This is a genomic window from Luteimonas sp. RIT-PG2_3, assembly GCF_054902115.1.
This window is the reverse complement of record NZ_JBUBPF010000008.1, coordinates 15,059-37,756: the sequence shown is the minus strand read 5'-3', so window position 1 is coordinate 37,756 and position 22,698 is coordinate 15,059. Positions and strand designations below refer to the sequence as shown.

General features: G+C 57.0%; 14 protein-coding genes and 1 pseudogene. 12 read left to right on the top strand and 3 right to left on the bottom strand.

Annotated elements, in window-relative coordinates; translation table 11 throughout:
- The first annotated feature begins 27 nt into the window (after positions 1-27).
- Genes ACYX7E_RS13215 through ACYX7E_RS13205 form a run of 3 tightly spaced genes read left to right on the top strand, consistent with a single transcriptional unit; the run spans position 28 to position 4,338 of the window.
- Positions 28-1,536: a site-specific integrase gene (locus ACYX7E_RS13215; protein ID WP_462081155.1), complete on the top strand. Its 1,509-nt coding sequence runs from the start codon at positions 28-30 to the stop codon at positions 1,534-1,536.
- Positions 1,533-3,866, top strand: a complete 2,334-nt coding sequence (locus ACYX7E_RS13210) for a hypothetical protein (protein ID WP_462081051.1) — start codon at positions 1,533-1,535, stop codon at positions 3,864-3,866. The genes ACYX7E_RS13215 and ACYX7E_RS13210 overlap by 4 nt, the downstream gene beginning before the upstream one ends.
- Positions 3,859-4,338 (top strand): hypothetical protein, encoded by a 480-nt coding sequence (locus ACYX7E_RS13205; RefSeq protein ID WP_462081050.1) that lies wholly within the window; start codon positions 3,859-3,861, stop codon positions 4,336-4,338. Before ACYX7E_RS13210 ends, ACYX7E_RS13205 begins: the two co-directional genes overlap by 8 nt.
- A gap of 180 nt (positions 4,339-4,518) precedes the next feature.
- Here ACYX7E_RS13205 and ACYX7E_RS13200 read toward each other — a convergent pair whose 3' ends face one another.
- A complete protein-coding gene (locus ACYX7E_RS13200) occupies positions 4,519-4,752 on the bottom strand; it encodes a hypothetical protein (RefSeq protein ID WP_462081049.1) in 234 nt (77 codons plus the stop codon).
- A 466-nt stretch (positions 4,753-5,218) separates the two neighbouring features.
- Between ACYX7E_RS13200 and ACYX7E_RS13195 the strand changes: the two genes are divergently transcribed.
- From ACYX7E_RS13195 to ACYX7E_RS13170, 6 genes and pseudogenes are all read left to right on the top strand, one after another.
- A complete protein-coding gene (locus ACYX7E_RS13195; protein ID WP_462081048.1) occupies positions 5,219-5,974 on the top strand; it encodes a hypothetical protein in 756 nt (251 codons plus the stop codon).
- A complete protein-coding gene (locus tag ACYX7E_RS13190; protein WP_462081047.1) occupies positions 5,971-11,163 on the top strand; it encodes a DEAD/DEAH box helicase in 5,193 nt (1,730 codons plus the stop codon). The genes ACYX7E_RS13195 and ACYX7E_RS13190 overlap by 4 nt, the downstream gene beginning before the upstream one ends.
- The gene (locus tag ACYX7E_RS13185) at positions 11,160-12,371 is read left to right on the top strand and encodes a Druantia anti-phage system protein DruA (protein ID WP_462081046.1); all 1,212 of its coding nucleotides are present in this window, start codon (positions 11,160-11,162) and stop codon (positions 12,369-12,371) included. The genes ACYX7E_RS13190 and ACYX7E_RS13185 overlap by 4 nt, the downstream gene beginning before the upstream one ends.
- A pseudogene (locus ACYX7E_RS13180) lies at positions 12,355-12,501 on the top strand (competence protein CoiA family protein); the annotation flags it as partial. The gene ACYX7E_RS13185 and the pseudogene ACYX7E_RS13180, both read left to right, overlap by 17 nt.
- Positions 12,502-12,759: 258 nt before the next feature.
- Positions 12,760-13,845, top strand: coding sequence for a hypothetical protein (locus tag ACYX7E_RS13175; RefSeq protein WP_462081159.1), 1,086 nt, complete (start codon positions 12,760-12,762; stop codon positions 13,843-13,845).
- Positions 13,832-16,387, top strand: a complete 2,556-nt coding sequence (locus ACYX7E_RS13170) for a coiled-coil domain-containing protein (RefSeq protein ID WP_462081045.1) — start codon at positions 13,832-13,834, stop codon at positions 16,385-16,387. Before ACYX7E_RS13175 ends, ACYX7E_RS13170 begins: the two co-directional genes overlap by 14 nt.
- A gap of 379 nt (positions 16,388-16,766) precedes the next feature.
- On the opposite strand, the gene ACYX7E_RS13165 is transcribed toward ACYX7E_RS13170, so the two are convergent.
- Both ACYX7E_RS13165 and ACYX7E_RS13160 read right to left on the bottom strand, forming a co-directional pair.
- Entirely contained in the window at positions 16,767-17,162 is a 396-nt protein-coding gene (locus tag ACYX7E_RS13165) for a DUF4124 domain-containing protein (RefSeq protein WP_462081154.1), read from the bottom strand.
- A gap of 183 nt (positions 17,163-17,345) precedes the next feature.
- Entirely contained in the window at positions 17,346-17,480 is a 135-nt protein-coding gene (locus tag ACYX7E_RS13160; RefSeq protein WP_462081044.1) for a diacylglycerol kinase, read from the bottom strand.
- Positions 17,481-17,931: 451 nt separating this feature from the next.
- Between ACYX7E_RS13160 and ACYX7E_RS13155 the strand changes: the two genes are divergently transcribed.
- From ACYX7E_RS13155 to ACYX7E_RS13145, 3 genes are all read left to right on the top strand, one after another.
- Positions 17,932-18,546 carry an RNA polymerase sigma factor gene (locus tag ACYX7E_RS13155; RefSeq protein ID WP_462081043.1) on the top strand — a complete coding sequence of 205 codons (615 nt, stop codon included), beginning with the start codon at positions 17,932-17,934 and terminating at the stop codon, positions 18,544-18,546.
- Positions 18,539-19,687, top strand: a complete 1,149-nt coding sequence (locus tag ACYX7E_RS13150) for a FecR family protein (RefSeq protein ID WP_462081042.1) — start codon at positions 18,539-18,541, stop codon at positions 19,685-19,687. Before ACYX7E_RS13155 ends, ACYX7E_RS13150 begins: the two co-directional genes overlap by 8 nt.
- An 86-nt stretch (positions 19,688-19,773) precedes the next feature.
- On the top strand, positions 19,774-22,698 hold the full coding sequence (locus ACYX7E_RS13145; protein ID WP_462081041.1) for a TonB-dependent receptor domain-containing protein: 2,925 nt from the start codon (positions 19,774-19,776) through the stop codon (positions 22,696-22,698).

The following is a 22,698-nucleotide window of genomic DNA, read 5'->3' as shown; positions in this document are numbered from 1 at the left end:
CCGCTATTGGAAAGAAGATGAGTGGATATGCAGCGTGATCATCATTCACAGATCGAAACGTCACCATTGCGTGAAGTTGCCGCGCAGCTTCCGCCTTTGCCGCCCGTGATCAGGTACTACGACGCTTTCGATGACACGCTTCGCTCAATTCGAGATCCCTCAATAGCTGACTGCTTCGCAGTCCATGCGAATGGAAGCCTTGTCAATATTGAGTTCTCCCCAGTTGGAGAGGCCTTTGGAACCCTGCTAAAACACGTATTCATGCGCATCATTGGAGAGGGCTTCGCGCCACGGACCGCCGCACAGTACACACTCGGCGGAAAGCACCTTAGGCATGAAGACGTTGCTGGACTTTTGGCCGCTGGACCTACAGGAATTGCTTCCGTTTGGACCGTCCTTCTCGCTAGATGCTTGCCTACAGAGGCCTACGTCTGCGCCAAGTCGATCCTTAAACTGCTCTGCCAACATCGCATCAATAGCTGGTCAGACTCCTATCACAATGTCATATCTACCCTCCCCCTGCCCTTCAAAGACAAATACGCCGTCGTTCGATCCGGGGAAGCTTTCATATCGGCGGACGATGAAGCCGCGATAATCCGGTTTCTGGATGCGGCGGCCATCCAGGCCAAGAAGTCGTTGCTGGCTATCGAAGACGTGCAGGATGCAGCGATGTTGCTGTGTGCGTACCAGTTCGCAATGAGGCCGATTCAGATTGCAATGCTTACGTTTCGCGATGTAAGGATTCGTCGGGAAGGCGTCGATATGCTTGCGTCCGTCTACATCACATTCCGCATGGTAAAGCAGCGGAGTTCCAGTGCCTCAAAGTCGCTGCTCAGGCGTGTGAAACGCGAGTGGACCCCACTCTTCGTCGAGATCGATCGGCACTTTCAGTCCAACGGCGATGATGCGGGCGCTAGAGTGTTCGGCGTCGCATCCGCTAATGAAGCGAGCCGTCGCATCAGTTCCTCACTTCGCGATTCTATTCGGATCGGTGCGACTGCGGTCAATTTGCGACACACAGCCGCGCAGCGCCTCGTTGATGCCGGCGCGAATCACGAGGAATTAGCCGAGTTCCTTGGGCACTCGGATAAGACTACTGCGCTCGTGTACTACGAAACGTCGGCCAACCAGGCTGAGCGGGTGAACAAGGCACTGGGAATCTCTGAGATCTATCGGCGCGTGGCTCGCATTGCCCATGACCGATTTATTGATCCTGAAGAGCTCGCGCAACTGAAAGAAGCTCAGCAGATAGGCGGAGCGCCCCATGGGACGCCGATTGCGGGGATCGGTGGATGCACCTCCGGGCAGCCTGCGTGTCCCTACAACCCTATCCTGTCCTGCTATGGATGCAGGAAGTTCATGCCGATTCACGACGTACAGGTGCACTCTAAAGTACTAGCCGACTTTCGAGGTGTGGCGCGCTTCTTCCATGACTCATCTCGCGGCAACGGGGTATCGCCAGCCTATCTGCAGCTCGAACGAACTATCGCCGAAGTTCAGGCGGTGGTGGCCGAGTTGGAAGGTTCGCCGTCTTGAATCCCCACTTCTCAGCTTTCATCCGGCTCGGAAAGGAGCTAGCTGCAACACGTGGGGTAGCCTGGGAAATTCCGCTGGACCAGAGCGGCACGGCGATCAAAGGGCGTCACTGGGACCTCACTGCTCTAGCGGGAGGTGTCGCTCCCAAGTGTCTCTTGCGCCACTTCAGTTCGGAACAGTCTGCACTTGATGCGCTCAATACTGCCCGCTGTTCCAGCGGGCTGCCGCTTCTGTCTGGTCACACTTTGTCGCCCGCGTGGCAGGACCTCATCAAAGCAGCGGTCATCGAACAGCTGTTTGTTCGCCGCAACTCTTTTGGTCACGTCGCCAACAATGTCGTGCGACCCTTGCGGGTCATCGCCACGTGTGCGGTAGACAGCGAGCCATGGAGTGTCACGGTTGACGACATAGTTTGTGCGATTCGTACCGGAAACAGCATTCAGGCATCGGGCAAGCTTGGAGACTTGATCGCGGGCCTGACCAAGGTGTTGTTTGATAACAACCACTTGGCCGACGTCGGACCGCTTTACCCTGCCCTGGCCAGCGTACGACTTCAGCCCAGGGCCACGCGGCGTTCAAAGTTTCTAAACTCTCACGAGGAGATTCGGCACAATCTGGAAGAGCGCAAGCGCTCAGAGCGCCTACCCGAACGTCGCGCGTTCTGGGAGCTGGTCAGGATCGTCATGACTGAGCAGCCCCTGACCTTCATGGACGAACTTCGCTTTGCAGCAATTCGCATCATGATTTTGACGGGCTTCCGAATCGGAGAGGCCACGCTCCTACCTGTTGAGTGGCGCACAAGCCGCCACTACTACGACTCGAAGCAGCGGCTCGCAGGGGAGCTGGGTGGATATTCCCAATCGCTCATGATCCGGCACTTCGCCGAAAAGCAGCAGACAAGGAACGCCGACAGCAAGGTGCTCATCGAAAGGACTCACTATGTGCCTCAGATGTTCGAGGAGATTGTGAGTGAGACCCTGACGCGAGCTGCGTTGATCACAAGTCCGCTACGGGACACGCTTAGGAAGCAAACTAAAACAGGACGCGTTCTAGCAGACTTTGCGCCGAGTGAGCTTGTGCCGCTGACGAAAATCTACACGCACCTCACCGGAAACGCTTTCTGGCTAGACATGAGCGAGCAGAAAAAGCGGTGGTGGATACAAAAGTGTCGGGAAGAATATTCTACCAAGTGCTTCGACGAGCTCCAGATGGAGCAAGAGAAGATGAGCGTTCAGACTGCAGGCGCCATCAGCGCGACCGCGCGTATGTACTTTCGTCGGATGGCCGAGTTCGATGGTAAGGATGGTGGTGCACTGGCACTAAGAAGCGCTGATGGAACGTCCATCTCGCTAGCGGGCAAGCAGGACATGAACCAAGTCTTCGTGAGAATCGAAGACCTTGAAAACTATCTGCGTGCTGCGGCCGCTTCCAAGTTGCCGGACACCGATCTTTTTAGTCTTACCGACCGTAGCTTTGCTTCTTGGGAGCTACTCTTCCTGCATCCGAAACGTTCCCTAGCTGAGGAGCGAAACAACGGAGTTTGCGATATCACTCGATACGTCTCCGTTGGCCGGCCCGATACAAGCCTGGTCAGTCTTTCCCTTGGCGAGCAGAAGTCCCGCGATACGCTGTTCGGACGGTACGGGGAATCTGAAGGCGACAAGAACCTCGTGCTCACCTCCCATACGCTACGTCACCTACAGAATACCGAGCTTTTCCGTCTCGGCGTAGCCGACACCATCATTTCAAAACGCTTCAATCGCAGCAGCGTAGCTCAGAGCTACGAGTACGATCATCGCAGCCTAGCCGAAGATCTGGATCAGCTCGAACTACCTGATGATGTCGAAATGGCGCTCGGTGAGAAAGCCAGCACTGTTGCGAAGATGATCCAAGCGGGTAAAGCCAGCGGTCCAATCGTGGATGCATTCAAGCGGATTCAGATCGGTGAGGGTGACACCGCCGCGTTCGAGTTCCTGAGGGTGGAAGCCGACGGCTTTCACGCAACTCCCTACGGGCATTGCTTGAACAGCTTCACAGTCGATCCGTGTCCAAAGCATCTTGAATGCTTTTCCGGCTGCCGCCATCTTTCGGCAACCAACTTGCCGGAGAACCGACGCCACCTGCAGACACTCGAACTCAAGCTGGTCGCTGCCGTCGAGACCGCTGAGGCCAAGTCATCAAAGAGCATCGGGCGCACCAATCAGATTCAGCACGCAAAGGTCCGGCTTGCTGGCGTACGTGCGCTCTTGGCAACCAAACAAGGCGAAAAGCCATTTCCCGATGGTCCCGACCTCTCTCTTCCTCACCGCACGGGAGTCATCGATGGATAACGACAGCTTCGAACAACCTGCATTCGATTCCGATCGGGAAATGCGCCGAGTGCTGGAGGACTTACTCTCACGCGACGAGGACATCACCGCGCGGGCAGTTGCACGGCTCCATCCGCGAATCAATGCGGCGTCGTCGATCACCCGGAGCGCCGAACGCAGCCACATGCTTGCCCAGTATCAGGAACGGCAAGCCGAGTTCCGTCGTTGGCGTGGCAGGACGGGCAAGCTCTCAGGTGCCGCCGCGGCTAGCGCACTCGCAGATCGCGACGTGCGCATTGCCGAGCTCGAATCTCGGGTCGCTCTGCTGACGGCATCCCACGTTGCGATGATCCGCGCCGTTGGCGAACTTGGTGGCTTCAGTAAGTGGGCGCAGTTCTATGAGTTATTCCGCGACTCAAGGGATCAGCTCGCGCAGTTAGGCGCGCTGCCGGAGGCGGCAATAGAGTCACTCCCACCCCGTAGGCCAAAATAGCCGACCTGGCCTACGCCGCTTCTCCACGTTACGAATTCTTGACGTGCTGTCGGCAAAAGCCCTGAGCATGGAGAAAATATTATCTGAAAGTTAGGAGACAGTTCATTGGGACTAGTACTCCAGCGGGGCCGATGCCTTGAGCTTTCTCGTAACCACATCTTGTGTAAGGAAATCCAATGATCAAGGGTGAGGATCGCGATACACGAGCATCTCGCGCCCATTCTTATCATTCAATCTCACAAACCATAGCCCATTGTCATCTCGCAGCAGCGCACAGCACGCGTCGATCTTTCGGTCTAGATCTTCCAGGCCCTCGTCATACGAGATAGTGAATCCTCTGGCTCTGACTGCTTCCATGTTGTCGAGGACTTTGAGTCCGTCTGCTTCGTACATCCCCTGCCCTTCGGTGCTCATCGCGACAACTCCTTAGTTTCGGCCGGCGGTATTCCGCCAAGACATGGCTCGTCTATCAATTCGACTCCAGCGATTGTAGTTCTTCGAAGCAAAGAGCCGAGGAATCCGTGTATTTCCCATTGACAGACCGCTAGGCAAAAGGCAAGCCGTGCCCCAGCCCTGTCCGTACCAGATTGCGTATACTCCAATTGGCCGGAGGGCGAGGGATGAGGCGGTGTTAGAGAACGCAGCTTTGGGGCTTAGGGGATTTCAAAGTATGGAGGCCATCCGACAGCCTGTCTCTGAGGCATGGCTTCAGTCGCCCGATGAGAGCGACAGGCCGGCGCTTCTGGAGTACACGCGAGGGGTAATCTATAGCTTGGCGTTCTCACTTGAGAGTGACACGCTGAAACCTCGGCCGGTCCATACCTCCCGGATCCGGAGCATATTTGCTCGCTTAGGAGCACCCTCGCTCTACCGACCTGGCTTGAAGCTGCTGCATCTCTTTAGGGAGGTCGAACCGCTCTTTGGGGGTTACTGGCTACTCACGCCCTATCGGGTGATCGAGGTCGAGTCACGCTACACCTTCATTGGCGCCGTCCCTTCCGAGACGGCAGAACTTGGGAATGTCCAGTACGTCGGGCTTGGACGGTTCGTTTGCCACGACGTCGCAAACCAGTTTCCTCGCCAAGATCTGGTTGGCTGGATGGGTCTTTCTAGAGTCTCTATTGAGAAACAGGCGAAAGCGCTGGTGTTTTCCCACCAGTTGCAAGCAGCAGCCGCATTTCAAGCAGACGATATTGAGTACTTCATGGTTTTGGGAAATGGCGGTCGCGGTCGGCACTTTTCCTGGAGCAAGCAGCCCTACGCCATCTTGGCCCCAGAGCGAATAGCCCTGTGCCGGCAACGGCATGTTGGGGGCTACCGCTACTTCTCCGGTGAGCTGCGCAACGGCGCCTTGGCTACTGAGGCACCCGTGATGCAGCCGCTAAGTCGAGTGATGTTTGCTCTGGCCAGATTCGTTGGTCTTCCGGTGGTCGTCAGAGTGCATGAGGAAGGGACTCAAACGATGTTTAAGGTATCAGAACGCCTACCCACAGAGGGTTATCGCCTCGCGCTTCTGCTGGCCAATCAAGTTTCGCGTCAAGGCTACACCACTACCTACTCCGTGGATTCCAGCCTCGCGCCATCTTTGAGTGCACAACTTTCTGCTCTTGGCTGCGCTCTGGAGAATTCGAAGTGATCACGCAAACCTATTCTGTAAGGTCCGTCCATGAGTCACTTCTAAGGACGTTCCACCAGTATCTGCGAGCGCAGTACCACATTTGGGATGAAGCACTGATCAGTGAGCGCGACCGCATAATCACCAAGCCTGGAAATACGTATCAGGAGCCAAGGCTAGAGGCAACGCCGCAGTATGCCTCCGGTGTTAACTACTCTGCGCTGGAGGTGCCGTCAGAAGTGAGTTCCATTCTGACACTGGCTTCGAGCAAGCCGGAAACCGGAATTCCCAAGATTGCATATGAACATCAATGTAAGGCAATTGAATGCTTCATAGGGAAGGGTCGCGACCTCGTTGTGGCGACCGGCACGGGTTCCGGAAAAACGGAGAGTTTCCTTATGCCAATCCTTTCCAGTTTGGCCTTGGAAGCGTCCCGTTCAGAAAGAACATGGAAGAAGCCTGCAGTAAGGGCGCTTCTGCTCTACCCAATGAACGCGCTTGTCAACGATCAGTTGGCGCGCCTGAGGCGTTTGTTCGGAGACGCTACTGTTAGTGAAGCACTCCAAGGTAACAGCGCAAGACGAGCGACGTTTGGCATGTATACGAGTCGGACGCCATACCCAGGAACGGCGACTCCCGCCAAGAACAGAGATCGGGTTGTAGCCGAGATCAATAAGCTCTACTTCGACGGGATGACAGAAGAGTACCGGGCCCGTCTCACGAAGGAAGGGAAATGGCCGGCAAAGGATCTCGAAGCATTCATAGCGAGCGAACTTAGGACGGGCCACTCAGACGTCGAACTCTTGACGCGTCATGAGATGCAAGAAGCGAGTCCGGATCTCTTGGTTACAAATTATTCAATGCTTGAGTACATGATGCTCAGGCCGATGGAAGCTAATATCTTTGAGCAGACAGCAGAATGGCTTCACGCAAGTCCGGACAATTATCTGACTATCGTCCTTGACGAAGCACATATGTATCGTGGATCGGGAGGTGCCGAGGTCGCGTACCTTTTGCGCCGACTACAGTCGCGCCTACAAGTTCCGCGCACCAGAATTCGATACATCCTAACGAGCGCGAGCCTTGGCTCATCTGAAGAAGCACGGGACGATATAACAGAGTTTGCGGCTAGATTGACTGGCGGGGCTGCTGATCAATTTGATCTTGTGACTAGCGTCCCCGAGCTTCGCAGAAGCGGCGCGCAAGCGAGCACATCTCAGCAGAAGATCTTTGCCGGGTTCGACTATTCGTCGCTTCACACTGCTCACATAGAACCAGAAGAAGCACTTGCCAATCTGGTTCGGCTAGCAAACTCCCTCGGAATTCATGTAGAGGCTCCGCGTTCGGCCATGGTTCGGATGCAGCAGTTCGCATATGAGCTGCTTGAGCAGCTCCCCGTTGCTGCGCTAGTGGCTGAGTTCCTGAGCCACTCACCTGCGACACTCACGGCAGTGGCGCAGATAGCTTTTCCGGAGGCGGTTGGACAGGAGGATGCTGCTGAGTCTCTACTGGCATTAATGGCTTTTGCGCGAGATGAAAAAAAGGGGCGCCCCTTCTGTCCTATTCGATCGCACCTTTTCTTCAGGGGCTTGGCCGGGCTATACGCATGTACGAACTCGGAGTGCACGGCAAAGGCCGGCGAGAAGGTATCTATGCTCGGCCGACTTCATGCCAACGAACAACTGCGATGTGAGTGCGGCGCTCGCGTCTATGAGCTCCTGACGCACAGGTCGTGCGGCGCGGCATATCTCCGAGGCTACATGCAACGCCAAGCCGGAGACTTTCTCTGGCACAAGGCCTCAAATGGAACCTGGAGCGATGAGCAGCTTGTTGAAGCTCAATTCTATGTGATTCCCCCAAGCGATCTAGATGAAGTATCGGGGGATGTCGTATGGCTTCACGCGCGCACAGGCAGACTTGTTCCTACGAAGCCGGAGGGTTCATCCAGCGGCGCGTTTCTTCCCCTCTTGTATCCGAGCAAGTCCGTCAAAGATCGTGGCAGGGATATCCTCAGCGATAGCTGCCCAGCATGTCGCCAACCCGTTCGCAAGGAAGCACCTATTGCTATGGACCTCGCAACGAAGGGTGAAGCGCCTTTCGCTCACATCGTTCGCGCACAAGTCGCCACGCAGCCAATTTCTTCGACGCCCACCCGTCAATCGCCGAATGGCGGTCGAAAGACTCTAATCTTCTCTGATGGTCGCCAAAAGGCCGCCCGTCTCGCGCGCGATATACCTCGTGAGATTGAGCTCGATGTTTTCCGTCAAGCCCTTTTCATCGCAGCTCAGGAACTCATCGCGATAGGCCAGGACCCGCGCTTGGACGGTCGTTTGTACGTTGGATTCCTGAAGTGTTTGGTTGATCACAATCTGAGGTTCTTCGATGGTGGTGATCAATCAAAGCTCGAAGGCCACATAAGGGACTTTGAGCAGATCCATGGCGGAGACTTGGCGTCAGCGCTAGATGAACTTCCAAAACCTCCCCCGAGCTTTTCAGCACTGCTACTTAAGCAGCTTGGAACTCCATACTATTCAATCAGTGCTCTCACTCTTGGCTACGCAATTCCAAGCAAGACCGCTCTGGCTTCCATCAGGAAGCTCTTGCCCCATCACCCGCAGGAGCAGATTGATTCGATCGCGGTTGTTTGGATCCAGAGATTGCTGTCTCGATATGCATTCGACATGGATCTGCCTGAAGGAGTTCGTAGGAAGGCTTCGCGCTATCCAAACGACCCGGCTGAAGCAATCGATGGACTGTCTAAACTTCAGCAGGCATTGCTTACGGCTAACGGCTTTGACGTAAAGGCTATCGCGGGTGTGTTTGCGGGAGCACTCTGTCAACAGAAGCCGGACGGTTCACTCTACTTGAACCCCAGCCGCTTGGTCCTCAAGACGGCATTGAATGACAAGTGGGTGCAATGCGAGAAATGCCACACAGTGTGGCCTGTGCTGCTACTTGGGCATTGCCCAAACTGTACCCAGTTGGGCGCCTCGCTCGTTGATCCAGCTAAGACTAGTTATCTGCGCGCTCGCAAGGGGTTCTGGCGCGACCCAGTGGCTTCGGCCATCGCAGCTAACGAGAGGCCGATGAGCATCGACGTGCAAGAGCACAGCGCGCAACTGTCGTACAAAGACGCTGATAGTCCCGCGCCCACCACAGAAGTTTTCGAGCGACAGTTTCGCGACATATTGCGCCCAGGCGAGCGAGCTGTAGATGTTCTAAGCTGCACGACGACCATGGAAGTAGGCATTGATATTGGCTCATTGATTGCGGTTGCAATGCGCAATGTCCCTCCAATGCGACAAAACTATCAGCAACGAGCAGGCCGTGCGGGTCGTCGAGGCTCAGCGGTATCAACAGTTGTCACTTATGCGCAATCTGGCGCCCATGATGCCTATTATTTTTCCAACCCAGACAGGATGCTTGCTGGCGACCCTCCGAAGCCCGTATTGGACACTACGAACGAGCGCATAGCTGCGCGTCACGTTTATGCGCAGTTGCTCCAAGATTTCTTTCGTCCATTGGCCGGTGGTAAGAAAACATCTGACATATTCACGGCATTGGGTGACACGTGGGAATTCTTCACCTCGGATATGCCCTCAAGCTTTGTTGCATTTACGCGATGGCTTCTTGATGCCAAAGCTGGAAAAGACTCGATAGCACGGGCGCAGCAGTGGCTTCCTGTCGGTATGGATGCGAACTATGTCGCCCGCCACTTTGTCGAAGTGCTCAGGAATATTGCGCCGTCGACTAAGGAAGGCCTTGAGCTGAGTTTCATTGAATTTCTTTTTGGCCATGGCCTCCTTCCCTCGTATGCGTTTCCGAGAGACTTGTGTTCTCTACAAGTTCAAGAGTCGACCGGAGGCTCAAACTTCAAGGTGTGCGAACAAGCGCAGCAAGGCATGAATGTAGCTTTGTCAGAGTACGCTCCGGGGCGACTTGTGGTGCTGAACAAGAAGACGTACCGCATCGGAACAGTCGCTGCTTCTGGACCAGATACTGAGCCTAATCGCGCTGAGCCCTTGTTTGAGCAAGTCAGAATCTATAAGCACTGTACGGAATGCACCTTTACAGCTGGCTTCGTAGCATCTGATGACGGCAAGATGCTGTGCCCCCAGTGCGGCTCAGAGTCCCTGCGCAGCGTTTCCGTTATTCGCCCGGAGATTGTGTATCCGAGTGGGAAAAGGGAGATTGATGAATTTGACGATGAGCAAGTGTTCAGTCGTGTCACTCAGGCTCAGTTGCCAATGCCGGACTCGGATCGTCGACTTGAAACCTCAGTATTTGGAAGATATGGCGGGCTAGCGGCTACACGCACGCAGAACCTGGTCGTGGTCAACGAGGGGGATCCATCATCAGCCGCGGATGGATTTAGAGTGTGTGTGAAATGTGGCAAGGTTCTTCTTGAAGGTGAGCCAGAGGTATCGCATACGAGGGACTACTACATAAAAGTCTTCAAAGGACAGCCGCCTGGAAAGTGTGACGGTGAGTTCCGGCGGGTTTTCCTTGGCTATGACTTCCCGTCAGACATTCTTCTGTTGCGCGTTGCGTTGAACAGCCCCTTGCGATTTGGGGCAGCTGACCGTCGAAAGCGAAAGCCACTGGAGGACGCACTTCAGACCCTCTGTGACGCACTGACACTATCTATTGCACGGGTCCTTGATGTCGACTCAAGAGAAATGAGTGCAGGATTTCGATTCGGTAGCGATGGAAAGTCTGAGTTCGCAGACATTTTCGTGTACGACACGCTATCTGGTGGAGCTGGTTATGCGCTCGAGGCACGCAAGTCCTTCGCCACCGTCTTTGACGAAGCTGTTCGCCTGATGAAGGACTGCACTTGCTCAGCATCTTGCGAGAACTGCTTGCGGCACTACGGCAACCGCTTTCACCATTCCGATCTGGATCGCAATCTTGGTCTGGACTTCTCGCGCTACATTTTGAGAGGGGAAGTCCCTGAGGAGATGGCGCCTGACCAGGAAAGAGAGGCGTTGATGCCGCTGATCGAATTGATCAAACTAGCCGGCTGGGAGGTGGTCGATACTGAGGCAAAAGTGCGAGTGGAACATCAAGGAAAGCGGTTCATCTTGTCAGCTTGTCCATCTTTGCGCGCCTGCGAAGCTCGCGTCAGTGAAGGCGGAACTCTCCGCCTCACGTTCACTCCCTATGAGCTTTCTCGTGACTTGCCAAATGCATTCGCTGAGTTGTCATGAGCAAAGCTAAGATTATCGAAATATCTGCGCGCGAGGCACGCCTAAAGAGATTGGTGCGCAAGCATCTGCGTGACCTTGGATTTCAGCGGAGCCCGGACGGCTCTCTTCAGCCACCCAGTCTGGATAAGGAGTCATATCGACACTTCCATCGTTCGCAGCGAGCCGAAAAGCTCGAGGCAAACAGCCGGTGGTTGGCTCGCAATCAGGCCAACTTGATCAAATGGTTTGCAGACGGAAAGGACATTGACCCTGCTGCGATCACTCCAGAGCTGGAACTCGTTCACAAACGAACCTGGCAATCGGATCTGTTTCGCATAGCTTCGCTCTACTGGCAAATACCCGTTTCAGAAGGTTACGGTCGCCGCATGCGCTTCCTTGTGTGGGACCGCGCGCACGGTAAATTGATGGGCATCATTGCGCTTGGAGATGCTGTTTTCAATCAAGCTGCGCGCGATGCACACATTGGTTGGGACCATCATCAGCGAGCGGAGTCGCTGGTAAATCTGATGGATGCATATGTACTCGGTGCGTTGCCCCCATACAGTCAGCTACTTGGTGGAAAGCTTGTTGCGTCCCTGATCAGAACGCGGGATGTCGCCGATGCGTTCAATCATCGCTATAACAACTCAACTGGGCTGATCTCTGGTCAAAAGAAGCGAGCAAAACTTGTGGCTGTCACGACCACGTCAGCCCTTGGTCGCTCCTCAATCTACAACCGACTACAACTTTCGGGATGCAAAATCTTTGAGCCGATTGGCTTCACTTCTGGGTGGGGGCACTTCCATTTCTCCGGAAAAATCTTCGATGAACTGAGGTACTATCTCGACTACATTGGGGATGATTACGCCGATGGCTTCAATTTTGGATCCGGACCCAACTGGCGAATTCGTGTCATCAGGCGTGCATTGGAGCGCCTTGGCATGGATACCTCACTTGCGCGCCACGGCTTCTCCCGCGAGGTTTTTATTGCCAAGCTTGCAAGCAACGCTGAAGCGTACTTGTGTGGCGATAGCAAGCGGGCTTTGTACGGCAACTTGCCGACAGTCGCGGAGATATCTCTCATTGCCCGAGAGCGCTGGATAGTACCGAGAGCGGGCCGCGATAGAAGCTACCAGGACTGGAAGGTGGCCGATCTACTTGCATCCATCCATATGCGACCAGTCGCGAGTCTCGACCGGGGCCTGTCCGTCAATGAGATGGGCGATTAATCATCGAGGCCATGACGTCCGGGCAGATGCGCCCGGCGTCTACTCGTGGCTAGAGCTTAGCTGCGCGGTATGCAAACAACGTGTGTTTCTGCGGCGCGGCTCTGTTCGAGAGCCGCACTTCGCGCACTATGGTGGAAATTCAAGCAGAGCCTGTGAGTTGTACCAGCCGGGAGCAGGAGGAGCACCGAGCGAGCCCACTGTTGATATACGCTCCATTCGTCATCAGGGAAGTGCATTTGGAAACCCAGCGCTACTGTGGAGGAGTGATCAACCCTTTCCTACCAGTCTGTACTTACGGCTGCCGTCCAGACCGGGTGGCTTCGATTCACGCATAAGAATCGTTTCACGTGCCTCAAGTCAGTTCCGAGGAGCAGACCTCGCTCGGCCGATGTTTGCAGGCCTTCGCCTTCAGGTGCCGCCTGCCGAGTTCGAAACGTTACCAACCGAGCCCTTGCTAGATTCGCTCATCAAAGAAGCACTGTCTCAGTTCAAATTCACCGGAAATTTCTTCCGCGCCACGATCGAAGGAGGCATCCTACTTGCGCCAAGCGAACCACTCGAGCTAGGCGAGTGCTATTGGCTTGTGAGCCAAATCCCACTCCGCGATCCGATTCTTGAACACCTTCACGTAGAAAAGAGACGCTCTGATAGGGCTTGGTTCGCGTACCGAATCCGTCTGCCTGTCCTCAAGGAAGGTTCTACCGATGTGATGGGTGAGCTGGCCTCGTACTTGCAGCGGCGGGTCATTCAACGAAGCGAGAAGGTAGAGTTTGTTTGGCCCACCCCAAATCGCATTGATCCAGATGGTGTACCAGTCTTTGACATCTCGGTTTCAGAGATCCTAGTTCGTTCGTCGAACGGGGCGCCGCAATGCCTTCTGGACACTGCGCAAGTTGTTCTCGGAGAACCGACTCCTCATGGTTTCTTCATCTTCCGTTTCGATGGAAGTGCCAAGGAGGCTTTAATCGGCACCACTCAAGGATCCATGCGTCGACTCCGGTTCTCGTCATGCGACCTTTCCTATCCTATGGGCGTCCTACTCCAAGTCGGAGAAGAATCTGTCCAGACATTCGATTCGAGCGCGAGCCAGCTGATAGCAAGATCCCTCGACGTGCAAGTCAAGGTTCCATCGCATCGACTATGGCGAAACCTTCGAGTGAATGGCGCGGCATTGCGGCCACTACCCGATGGGAACGAGTATGTTGTTGGAGGACACCTTGATGCTCTTAATGCGGGCTCGTTTGGTGAGGTTCTCAAGTCTGTTGAAGCAGATGGCGCAGGCTTCGACGCACCATGGTACTCGTCGATCGAAGTGACTGTTTCACTTATTGTTGGCTCTCTTGCGGTGAACCAACTTAGACAGGTTAGGAGCAAGGAGCAGTTGATCCGATGGGCATATCATCATGATGCGCGTGCTCTCCTGCCAAAACTACTATCTATCTTGTCTACGGAGGTGATTCGTGGCGTACCGTGATCTGAACTCAGATAGATTCTTCTTCCTTCTTGCCAAAGGAACACATGAGGGAGAACTAAAGCGATTCTTCACTGAATCCAAGAGACAACTCCTCTTAAAGCAGGCGAGAGTGCAGAATCTTCCTTATGGAAGAGTTGAGCGGATACGATCGCTTTGCGATCGACTTCCCAGGTCAACCGATGACATCGTCCGTGCTTGGTTCCATAGCAACATCACGATGGCTGAGCCGGCATCTGTTGAGGATGTGCTGTCCGAGTTTTCTCTCTACGAACAGATGGACGAGCCAATTCCAGAAGAGCGAGGGAAGCAACTCGCGCGATCCGCGTTAGTGCACTTGTTCGACGATGATCCATCCCCTGCCCTCATCATGTTCTTGAAGAGCCGAATTGGTGACGCAGTTGGTCACGAACCATTAGATGACCCCTCCTCTGTCGAGGAGCAGGTTTCCGAATTCTTCGACGAAGGTGATGGACATCGGGCCGAATCCGTCGTGGCTGACTCCGAAGCAGAAGATCACTTGGCTACACTCTTGTCAGCCGTGATCGTTGGGGATGAGCAAGCTATCGATGAAGCCCTCGCTCCTTACACAGACGGCATCCAAACGTTGGTGGACGCGCTAATGAGCGCCCGCAGCGGAGACATGGCCAGGGCTGTTTTACTTTCAGAATCACTTGCTCAAAACTCCCATGAGCACAAACTTCTTCAGAAGGCTCTGAGTCAAGCACGCCATCGGCCCGGCAGCGTATCCACGGTGTCCTCAGGGCTTCGTGTCATGGCGCCGAAGCCATTGAAAGAGCAGGCAGACATCTCTCAGTTCGACATCATTGGGGTTTGCTCCAATGAAACGGATAAAGCGGTGTTCGTTCGCCCTTTAGCGCTGGTAGCAGAAGGGAACATTTCACTAATTACAGCAGAAGAGCGCATCCGTCTTTTTCCTGAAAGTGGCGATGTAATGTCCCATCGAACTTCTGGACGCCATCTGCCGCATCGTGGCGATATTGTGCGATGGGAAGTCGAGGAAAGAGACGTGACGGTTGGGAAGACTCGGTTCCATTACGTTGATGAACCGAGTTTTTTGATCGAGGTTGTCAACGTTCCTTTTCCAAGTTCGGAACCTGACGAAGTAAGAAGCTATATCAAAGAGTTGATGTCTTCGAAGAAGTCCGTTTCCCCGAGGTATCCGCTGTTCGCTCTTTCAGACGGCGTAGCCATCGCCCCACCAAAATCGTGTGATCCGAAGCGAGACGATGCCTTTGAACAGCCGTGGCAGTCGTGGGGATCCCTGGAGGTTTGGGTATTCGAGGGAAGGCAAGTATCGATGGGAATGCCTGAGGTTCCCGCGTCACAACTGGATTTGTCACCACTTGAGACCGCATTCAAGAAACTCGTAAAGAATATCGCGGAAGAGAAGAAAGTAACGATTACTAAGTCCCAGGTTCGAGATCTATCCGCTCTAATTCGCAACCAACAAGTCGGCGAAGCTAGCTTGCGAGCAGCCAGGGTCGCAGACGCTTTAGATCGAGTGATCTTGGACTCTCAATCACTCGAAGATATTCTTCCTTTGATCTCGTCCAGAGAGGATGTTCGCCGGCGCGTAGACGGTATTGTTGAACAGCATGTCGCTGAAAAGCTGAAGGAGCGAGCCGGGCTGAATGCGGAATTGGAGGTGCTGCGGAACAGGAATGACGAACTCCGACGGGAGAGCAAGGAGCTTGAGCGACGCATTAAGAAGAGGTCTGGAGAGATAGATTCTTCTGTGGGAAAGGCTTTCTCACGTGCGATCGAAGACGGTGTAGCTTCGCTCGCGCAGGCGGAGATCTTTCGCGTACTCACGTCGGCTTCAAAGGATCGTTCTACGAGCTCGGGCGGTAAAGAAGGAAACAGTCATGACTTGGTGATAAGGCAGATGCAGGGCGCTCTTAGCAAGGACGCGGGGATCTCCCGGCTAGTAGCACTTGGTGTCAATCGTCGACAAGCCATCGCGCTGGTTGTTCTGGCGCAAGTGACGGCAAAAGCGAAAGGCTGTCTGGTGTTGCGCGGTCACGAAGCGCGACAGTTGGTTCGCGTTCTGGGACGGATCGATAGTTCCCTAAGCGGCATTCTGGAGATACCAATGGGCCTAACTTCAAGCGCCCCGGTCAGGAAAGCTCTTATGGATGTCATGCACGATCTGGACACCATAGTGGTTCTAGACGCAGATCTATCACCCATCGAAGCCTATGCTTCACCTTTACTTGACGATTCGTTTGACGCAGCAACCGGGGAGATCTCGGGAGGTGCGCGAGTTTTTCTCTCGTGCTTAGGTGGAGACATGGCTCTCCAGCTCCCTCGCTCAATTCGACGCGTTGCTGTTGTTATTGATCTTGACTCGCAGTGGGATAAGAATGAGCGACAGCTAGCTGAGCTTGAAGAAGAAGATGTTCAGCTTCTAAAGCCGATTTATGCGGCGTTGGTCGAGGAAGTTGGTCGATTGCAAGGAGCTGAGCGCACCGTGGTCGAAAGTGTTCTCGCGACCACTCTACAAGCTACTGCATTCAGGTAACTTGCGCCCAAGTTTCGCCTAGCGAACAGAACTCAAGATCCATCCATTCTGCTGGTGTTGGCGCAACACCTGAAGGCCGTCCGCTTCTGTAAGGGAGGAACAATTGTTGCACTGTCTCCCAATCCTTGGCGCAACGCTGGGCCGTACCGGCCTTACGCAACAGTGGATCGGTCAATATGGAACCAAAGCCCAACAAAATATTGGGTATTCTTCACGCAACGCGATATCAAATTACCAAGACTGCGAAATTGTGTTGGTAGGCATGGCTAGCCCGGTTGTGGCTCGGGTCCAAGTTCGGCAAGCCTTCCGGGTCAACGATTGAGACTTGGACATGCCCCGGCCACCCTGCTGGACTACTGGGCTGCCCCTACACCACGGCTCACTTGCAGGCTTCGTACACGGCTGCGTCAAGGCGCTGCAAGATGTCATACGTCCGGCGCAACCCAATGCGTTCAAGCTGAGCGTCCCGATTCCGCTTTGCAGCCTCGCACCGATGATGCCTGGAGTCTGAGGCCGTGGGAGCCGAGGAACTGTGGTAGCTGCCCGACGCAGTCTGCCGTGCGCGCCGCGCGGCGAGCTGCTGCTCAGTCAGGCGAATGCGCGCATCGTTTGCGCGCTGCTGCTCCGGCGTCGTTTGATGAGCAGCGCCATCCCACGCCTTGTCGGCACGCGCACCCTGCGGGCATGGCTCATCCTGATAGACCGTCGCGCCACGAGCACCGACGCATTTGTAAACCGTCTGCGCGGATGCTGTGAGCGGAAACAAAAACAGCACGTAGAGCAATCTCCCCATTCTGAATCCCCCGATAAACAGAATGCGATCGAGGTTACATCGTCGGAGCGACAACCGCCAGGATGCGGCTGTCCGCCATGGGGCCCCTCACAGCACCAGCGCCCACGTCGCCACGTGGACGCCGAGGCTGACCGTCACGGCCGCGGATCCTGCATCTTTCGCCTTCTAGCTGAGCGCTTGCAAATCAGAACCCACGCGATCCACGACTGCCTCGATGCCGGTATTGAGCAGTTCCGTGACCAGCACCATGCCGAGGGTCGCAATCAGCACCCCGCGCGCGAACATGTCAAGGTCCAGCATGAAGTCGCCACGGCGACGGCCGCCCGCAGCAGCTCCTGAATGCATCATCGTTCGTGTCCGTTTCCGGGCGCTTCCCGGGATTGGCGGGGAGCATCAGCACCTTTTCGTCGGAGGCACGTCGGAACGATGTTGGATAAACACTGAGCGCGAGGACTGCATTCAGTTTTGGTCCGGCGTGCGACGAAGCGACCGTCGCAGATCACCGTCCAGTTAGGTGATGTCGTGGCAGGCCATGAGGTTGGGGCCGCTTTCCGCTTGCCACGCCGGGGACCACTCACCTGCTCCGCCAACGCGTGTTGTCCGGGCCGGTCGGACTCGCCGTTCCGCACCTTAACCACGAGCCACAAACGGAACCGTGTTGCCCGCGGAAATCCACTCGCGAGCCGACTAGGACGGACATCGCTGTCGCCTACCCCCATCCTCGCCGTCGATCTCGATATGGCGTGTTTTCATGCCTGATTTCCGCATATATGCCGCTAAAGTGCGAGGAATGAACACGTCATTGAACCAATGGTTTGCGCACGAGATCCTGGTGCACGAGGATGCGTTGACGCGCTTCCTGCTGCGCTCGTGGCCGCACCGTTCGGAAATCCATGACCTGCGCCAGGACACCTATGTGCGCGTCTACGAGGCCGCACGCTTCTCACGTCCCGCCCAGCCCCGGGCATTCCTTTACGCAACCGCCCGCAACCTGATGATCGACAGGGTGCGCCATGCACGCGTGGTCTCGATCGAGATGATGGGGGACATGGAGGCCTTGAACGTCTCTATGGAAGAACCCGAGCCGCAGGAACACGCCAGCATCTGGCAGGAATTGCGCCAGCTGATGGGGGCAATGGACAAGTTGCCGGACCGTTGCCGCGCGGCGGTCTGGCTGCACAAGGTGGAGGACCTGAGCTATGCCGAGGTGGCGCGGCGGCAGGGCGTCAGCGTCAAGACCATCGAAAAACAGATCTCCAAGGGTCTTCGCTACCTGGCGCACCACTACTTGAACCGGCCGTCAGCCGATGTGGCGGCACCGGAGCAGCCGAAGGCTGACAGGGAGAGGGAGCATCCTCATGGATAGTCAGACACCACAGCACCGGCAGGATCACCGCCGGATCGAGAACGAGGCCGCCGCATGGTTGGCGAGGCGCAGCGACGGGGGCCAGGCATGGACCAGCGACGACCAGTCGGCGCTGGATGTCTGGCTGGATGCGGCCACCGCGCATCAGGTCGCATTCCTGAGGCTCGAGATGGTGTGGCAGCGAGGCGACCGGTTGAAGGCCGTTGCCGCAGGCCTGTCACCGGGTGAAGTCCCGGCCAAGGGCGAATGGCGTCGTGCGGCGCTGCTCTGGCCCGAGCCCACGCCTCTCGCTCGGCATCAGGAGGCGGCCGAGGCGCAGGGGAACATGGAGAACGCGGCGTTCAAGGGCGATGCCCTGTCCCAGTTGCGCTTCAGGCCGCGAGCCGCATATCGTCGGCGCGGCGTCGGCCTGATCCCGGCCGGACTCGCCGCAGCCTGCCTCTGTGCGGTGTTGGCCGGCGTGGTCTGGATGCAGTATCACAACGCCAGCGATCCCATCCATGTGGCGACCGTGCGCGGTCAAACCGGCGACTTCCCGCTGGCCGACGGTTCGCGGGCTGATCTGAGTGCCGAGACGCGTCTGGATGTCTCGTTCTCGCGGCGGACACGCGACATCACCCTGCAGCAGGGGGAAGCCTACTTCGAGGTGGCCAAGGATGCGCGACGCCCCTTCAGCGTCCGCGTCGGCGATGCAAGCGTCACCGCGCTGGGCACGCGTTTCGCAGTGCGCGGGGAAGCAGGCGTTGTCCGTGTGGTGGTGACCGAGGGAACCGTGCGCCTAGATACGGGGACAAGCGCTACAAGAATGCCGAGCGCCGTGCTTCAGGCAGGCGCTGTTGCCACGGTCACGCACGGCGTTGTCCGTGTCGAATCGCGTTCGGTCGAACAGGCGCGTCAACTGCTGGGTTGGCGGAATGGCGAACTGCTGTTCCGATCCACTCCGCTGAACGAAGCCATCGCGGAATTCAATCGCTTCAACACCCTGCAGCTCCAGATCAAGGATCCGTCATTGGCCGATCTGCGGATCGATGGTGGGTTCCGCGCCGACAACAGCGAGGGATTCGTGCGCTTGCTCGAACAGATGTTCCCGCTGCAAGCCGTCAAACACGCCAATCGGATCGATCTTTATCAGCGGCAATGATTGCCATCGCGATGGGGGTAGACACGATCCGTCGTCGTCTCCAACAAGGACGCGGGCAATCGGCCCGCCCTTATCCGGGGAAATCCATGGCAAGCAAGTCGACGTTGTTCAAGGGGATCGCATGCGCATTGGCATGTTCGATATCACTGGCCGCCTGGGCGCAGGATGCGCGCACAAGACAGGTCAGCGTTCCCGGGGGCGATCTGGCCGGCGCACTCGACGCGCTCAGACAGCAGGTCGGCGGGCAGATCCTGTATCGCGCCGACCAGATGAAGGGCGTCCGTACACGTGGGGTATCCGGTGAACTGAGCTCTGAGGCAGCACTGGCAACATTGCTGGAAGGGACCGGCTGGGTGTTGCGCAAGGATCCCTCGGGAGCCATGGTCGTCGTGAAGGCGCAGACGAATCCCCCTGCCACCACGCGCCCCGCCCGACCCGCGCCGCAGACCGCAGTCGATGATGAAGCGGTCTCGGAGATTGCCAGGGTTTCCGTCACAGGCTCGCGCCTGGCCCGACTCGACGTGGAAGGCCCCTCCCCTGTCATCACCTTCGACAACGAGCGGCTGCAACGGTCTGGCGTCACCGACGTCGCAGACATCTTCCGTTATCTCCCCCAACAGCCCTTCTCCACCTCGAGCGTCGGCGGCGAGGGTGGATCGGCCGTACAGTTGCGTGGACTCGGGCATGGCAACACGCTCGTGCTGATCAACGGCCGACGCGCGATCACCTCGGGACTGTTCGGTTCGCGAGGGGTCGTGGACCTCAACACCATCCCGCTGACGGCGGTCGAGCGGATCGAAGTGTTGCCTGATTCCGCGTCCGCGATCTACGGTGCCGACGCCATCGCAGGCGTGGTCAACGTGATCCTCAAGCAAGGGGTTGAACGGCCGTCCCTCGAAGTGCGGTACGGCGCGGCCGCGGATGGCGCGGAAGAAAAGCGCATTGCCGGCACCGTCGGCATCGAACGCGGCCGGGTACGCGGCACGCTGATCTTCGACTACTTCGATCGCGGCACATTGCTGGGTGCGGATCGGGCCCTGACAGCGGATGCCGACTATCGCCCCTTCGGTGGCCCGGACCGACGCGTGAATGCCTCGAATCCCGGAACGGTGTGCTCGGCCGATGGCAGCAACCTGCCGGGGCTGCCCGCGCCCTGTGCTGCAGTCCCCGCCGGCACCTCCGGCATCGGGCTGACGCCCGCCGATTTTCTTGCGACGGCCGCCCAGCAGAATCTGGATTCGCGCAGGCGCTTCGAATCCACCGTCACGGCCACCGAACGCTATGGCGTGAGCGCCTTCGGCGAAGTCGATATCAGCGAACGCTTGCAGGGCTTTGCAGAAGCGACCTACAGCCACTGGCGATCGGAGAACCAGCTGATGGCGTCCGTGGTCACCAACCGGCTGGTACCGGCGACCAATCCGTTCAATCCGTTCGATGCGCCGGTGCGGGTGAACTATCGGTTCGATGAAGTCGGTCCGCGCGCCCAGAAGACCGGCTCCGAATCCTTGCGGCTTGTCGCCGGCCTGAAAGGCGGCTTCGGCGATGCCTGGGACTGGGAAGTCTCGGCCGCCGGCAGCAAGGATGATGGGTGGCAGAACAGCGCCACCAACGGCGTGGACTCCGCGAAGGTCGATGCCCTGCTCGCGCTGACCGACCCCGCCACCGCATTGAACCTGTTCGGCGAGCGCGCCAACAGCCCGGAGATTGCGCGAGCCTTGCTTGAGGCACCGGACAGGCAGCGGTTCATCGCGTCGGCCGACTATGCAGGCGTCAGCGGGTTCATGCGTGGCGACCTGTTCTCGCTGCCCACCGGTGCCGTGCAATCGGCCTGGGGATCCGAATGGCGCAGCGAGGAGATCACCGGAACCTTTCCCGGCATGGGCATCGACTACCTGCCCGGTGGCGCCAGTCGCGAGGTGTCCGCCGGCTTTGCAGAACTCCGGTTTCCGTTGATTGCAGGCGATTCGTCGGTTGACGGAACCAGTACCCGCCTGGCACTGACCGCCGCAGGTCGCTATGACCATTACAGCGATTTCGGTGGAACGTTCAACGCAAAATTCGGCGTCGAATGGAACGTCAGCAAGTCCCTGCTGCTGCGCGCAACCTACGGCGACAGCTTCCGCGCCCCCACGCTGTGGGATCTGAACAGCATGCCGCTGTCGCTGTCGACTGTCACCAACGATATCCGGCGCGGCAACGAAACCACGTCCATCATCGCGACCTATGGCGGCAACCCGGACCTGCAGCCGGAAGAATCGGATGCATTTTCCGCGGGTTTCGTCTATGTCCCGGACGTGGCAGGCAAGCTGCGGATTGCGGCCAATTACTGGCGTATCCGCCAAGACCTGCGGACCAACCAGTTGAACCTCGACATGATCCTGAGGAACGAATCCCTCTTCCCGGATCGCGTCATCCGCGAGGCGCCCACCGCAGCGGACATCGCGGCCGGGCTTCCCGGGCGACTGACAAGCGTCAACTTTTCGGCCATCAACTTCGGCGCTCTCGATACCAGTGGCGTCGATCTGGAAATGTCCTTTTCGATGGATGTCGGGTCCGGCCAGTTGCGCCCTTCCCTCGCGGCCACATGGATCAGGAACTACCGGGCCGCAGACTTTCCGGACGCCCCGCTTACAGAGCGGGTGGGAATCGCCGACTATCGCGGCACCATTCCGCGCTGGCGCGTCGTCACGGGCCTGGAATGGGTGAGCGGCCCGTTCGGCGCCTCGCTGATCGGCCGCTACGGTTCGGGGTACGCCGATACCAACTACAACATCGCCAACGGGCTGGAGGTGCCGTCGCAGGTCATTTTCGATCTGCAGGGATCACTGGACCTGGATGCACTGTGGGCAGGCAATTCGCGCTGGGCGCAGGGTGCCACCATCCGCATCGGCATCGCTAACCTGTTCGATCGCGAAGCCCCGTTTTCCGACGTCATCAACAACGGCTACGACCCCAGCATCGCCGACATCCGCCAGCGCTTTTCCTATGTCCAGCTGGTCAAGGGGTTCTGA

What these genes read in the sequence shown, in the direction of transcription:
- ACYX7E_RS13205 (WP_462081050.1), top strand. Translation starts at nt 3,859, where the DNA reads ATGGATAACGACAGCTTCGAACAACCTGCATTCGATTCCGATCGGGAA.
- ACYX7E_RS13200 (WP_462081049.1), bottom strand. Translation starts at nt 4,752, where the DNA reads ATGAGCACCGAAGGGCAGGGGATGTACGAAGCAGACGGACTCAAAGTC.
- ACYX7E_RS13215 (WP_462081155.1), top strand. Translation starts at nt 28, where the DNA reads ATGCAGCGTGATCATCATTCACAGATCGAAACGTCACCATTGCGTGAA.
- ACYX7E_RS13185 (WP_462081046.1), top strand. Translation starts at nt 11,160, where the DNA reads ATGAGCAAAGCTAAGATTATCGAAATATCTGCGCGCGAGGCACGCCTA.
- ACYX7E_RS13175 (WP_462081159.1), top strand. Translation starts at nt 12,760, where the DNA reads ATGTTTGCAGGCCTTCGCCTTCAGGTGCCGCCTGCCGAGTTCGAAACG.
- ACYX7E_RS13145 (WP_462081041.1), top strand. Translation starts at nt 19,774, where the DNA reads ATGGCAAGCAAGTCGACGTTGTTCAAGGGGATCGCATGCGCATTGGCA.
- ACYX7E_RS13150 (WP_462081042.1), top strand. Translation starts at nt 18,539, where the DNA reads ATGGATAGTCAGACACCACAGCACCGGCAGGATCACCGCCGGATCGAG.
- ACYX7E_RS13155 (WP_462081043.1), top strand. Translation starts at nt 17,932, where the DNA reads ATGCCTGATTTCCGCATATATGCCGCTAAAGTGCGAGGAATGAACACG.
- ACYX7E_RS13160 (WP_462081044.1), bottom strand. Translation starts at nt 17,480, where the DNA reads ATGCTGGACCTTGACATGTTCGCGCGCGGGGTGCTGATTGCGACCCTC.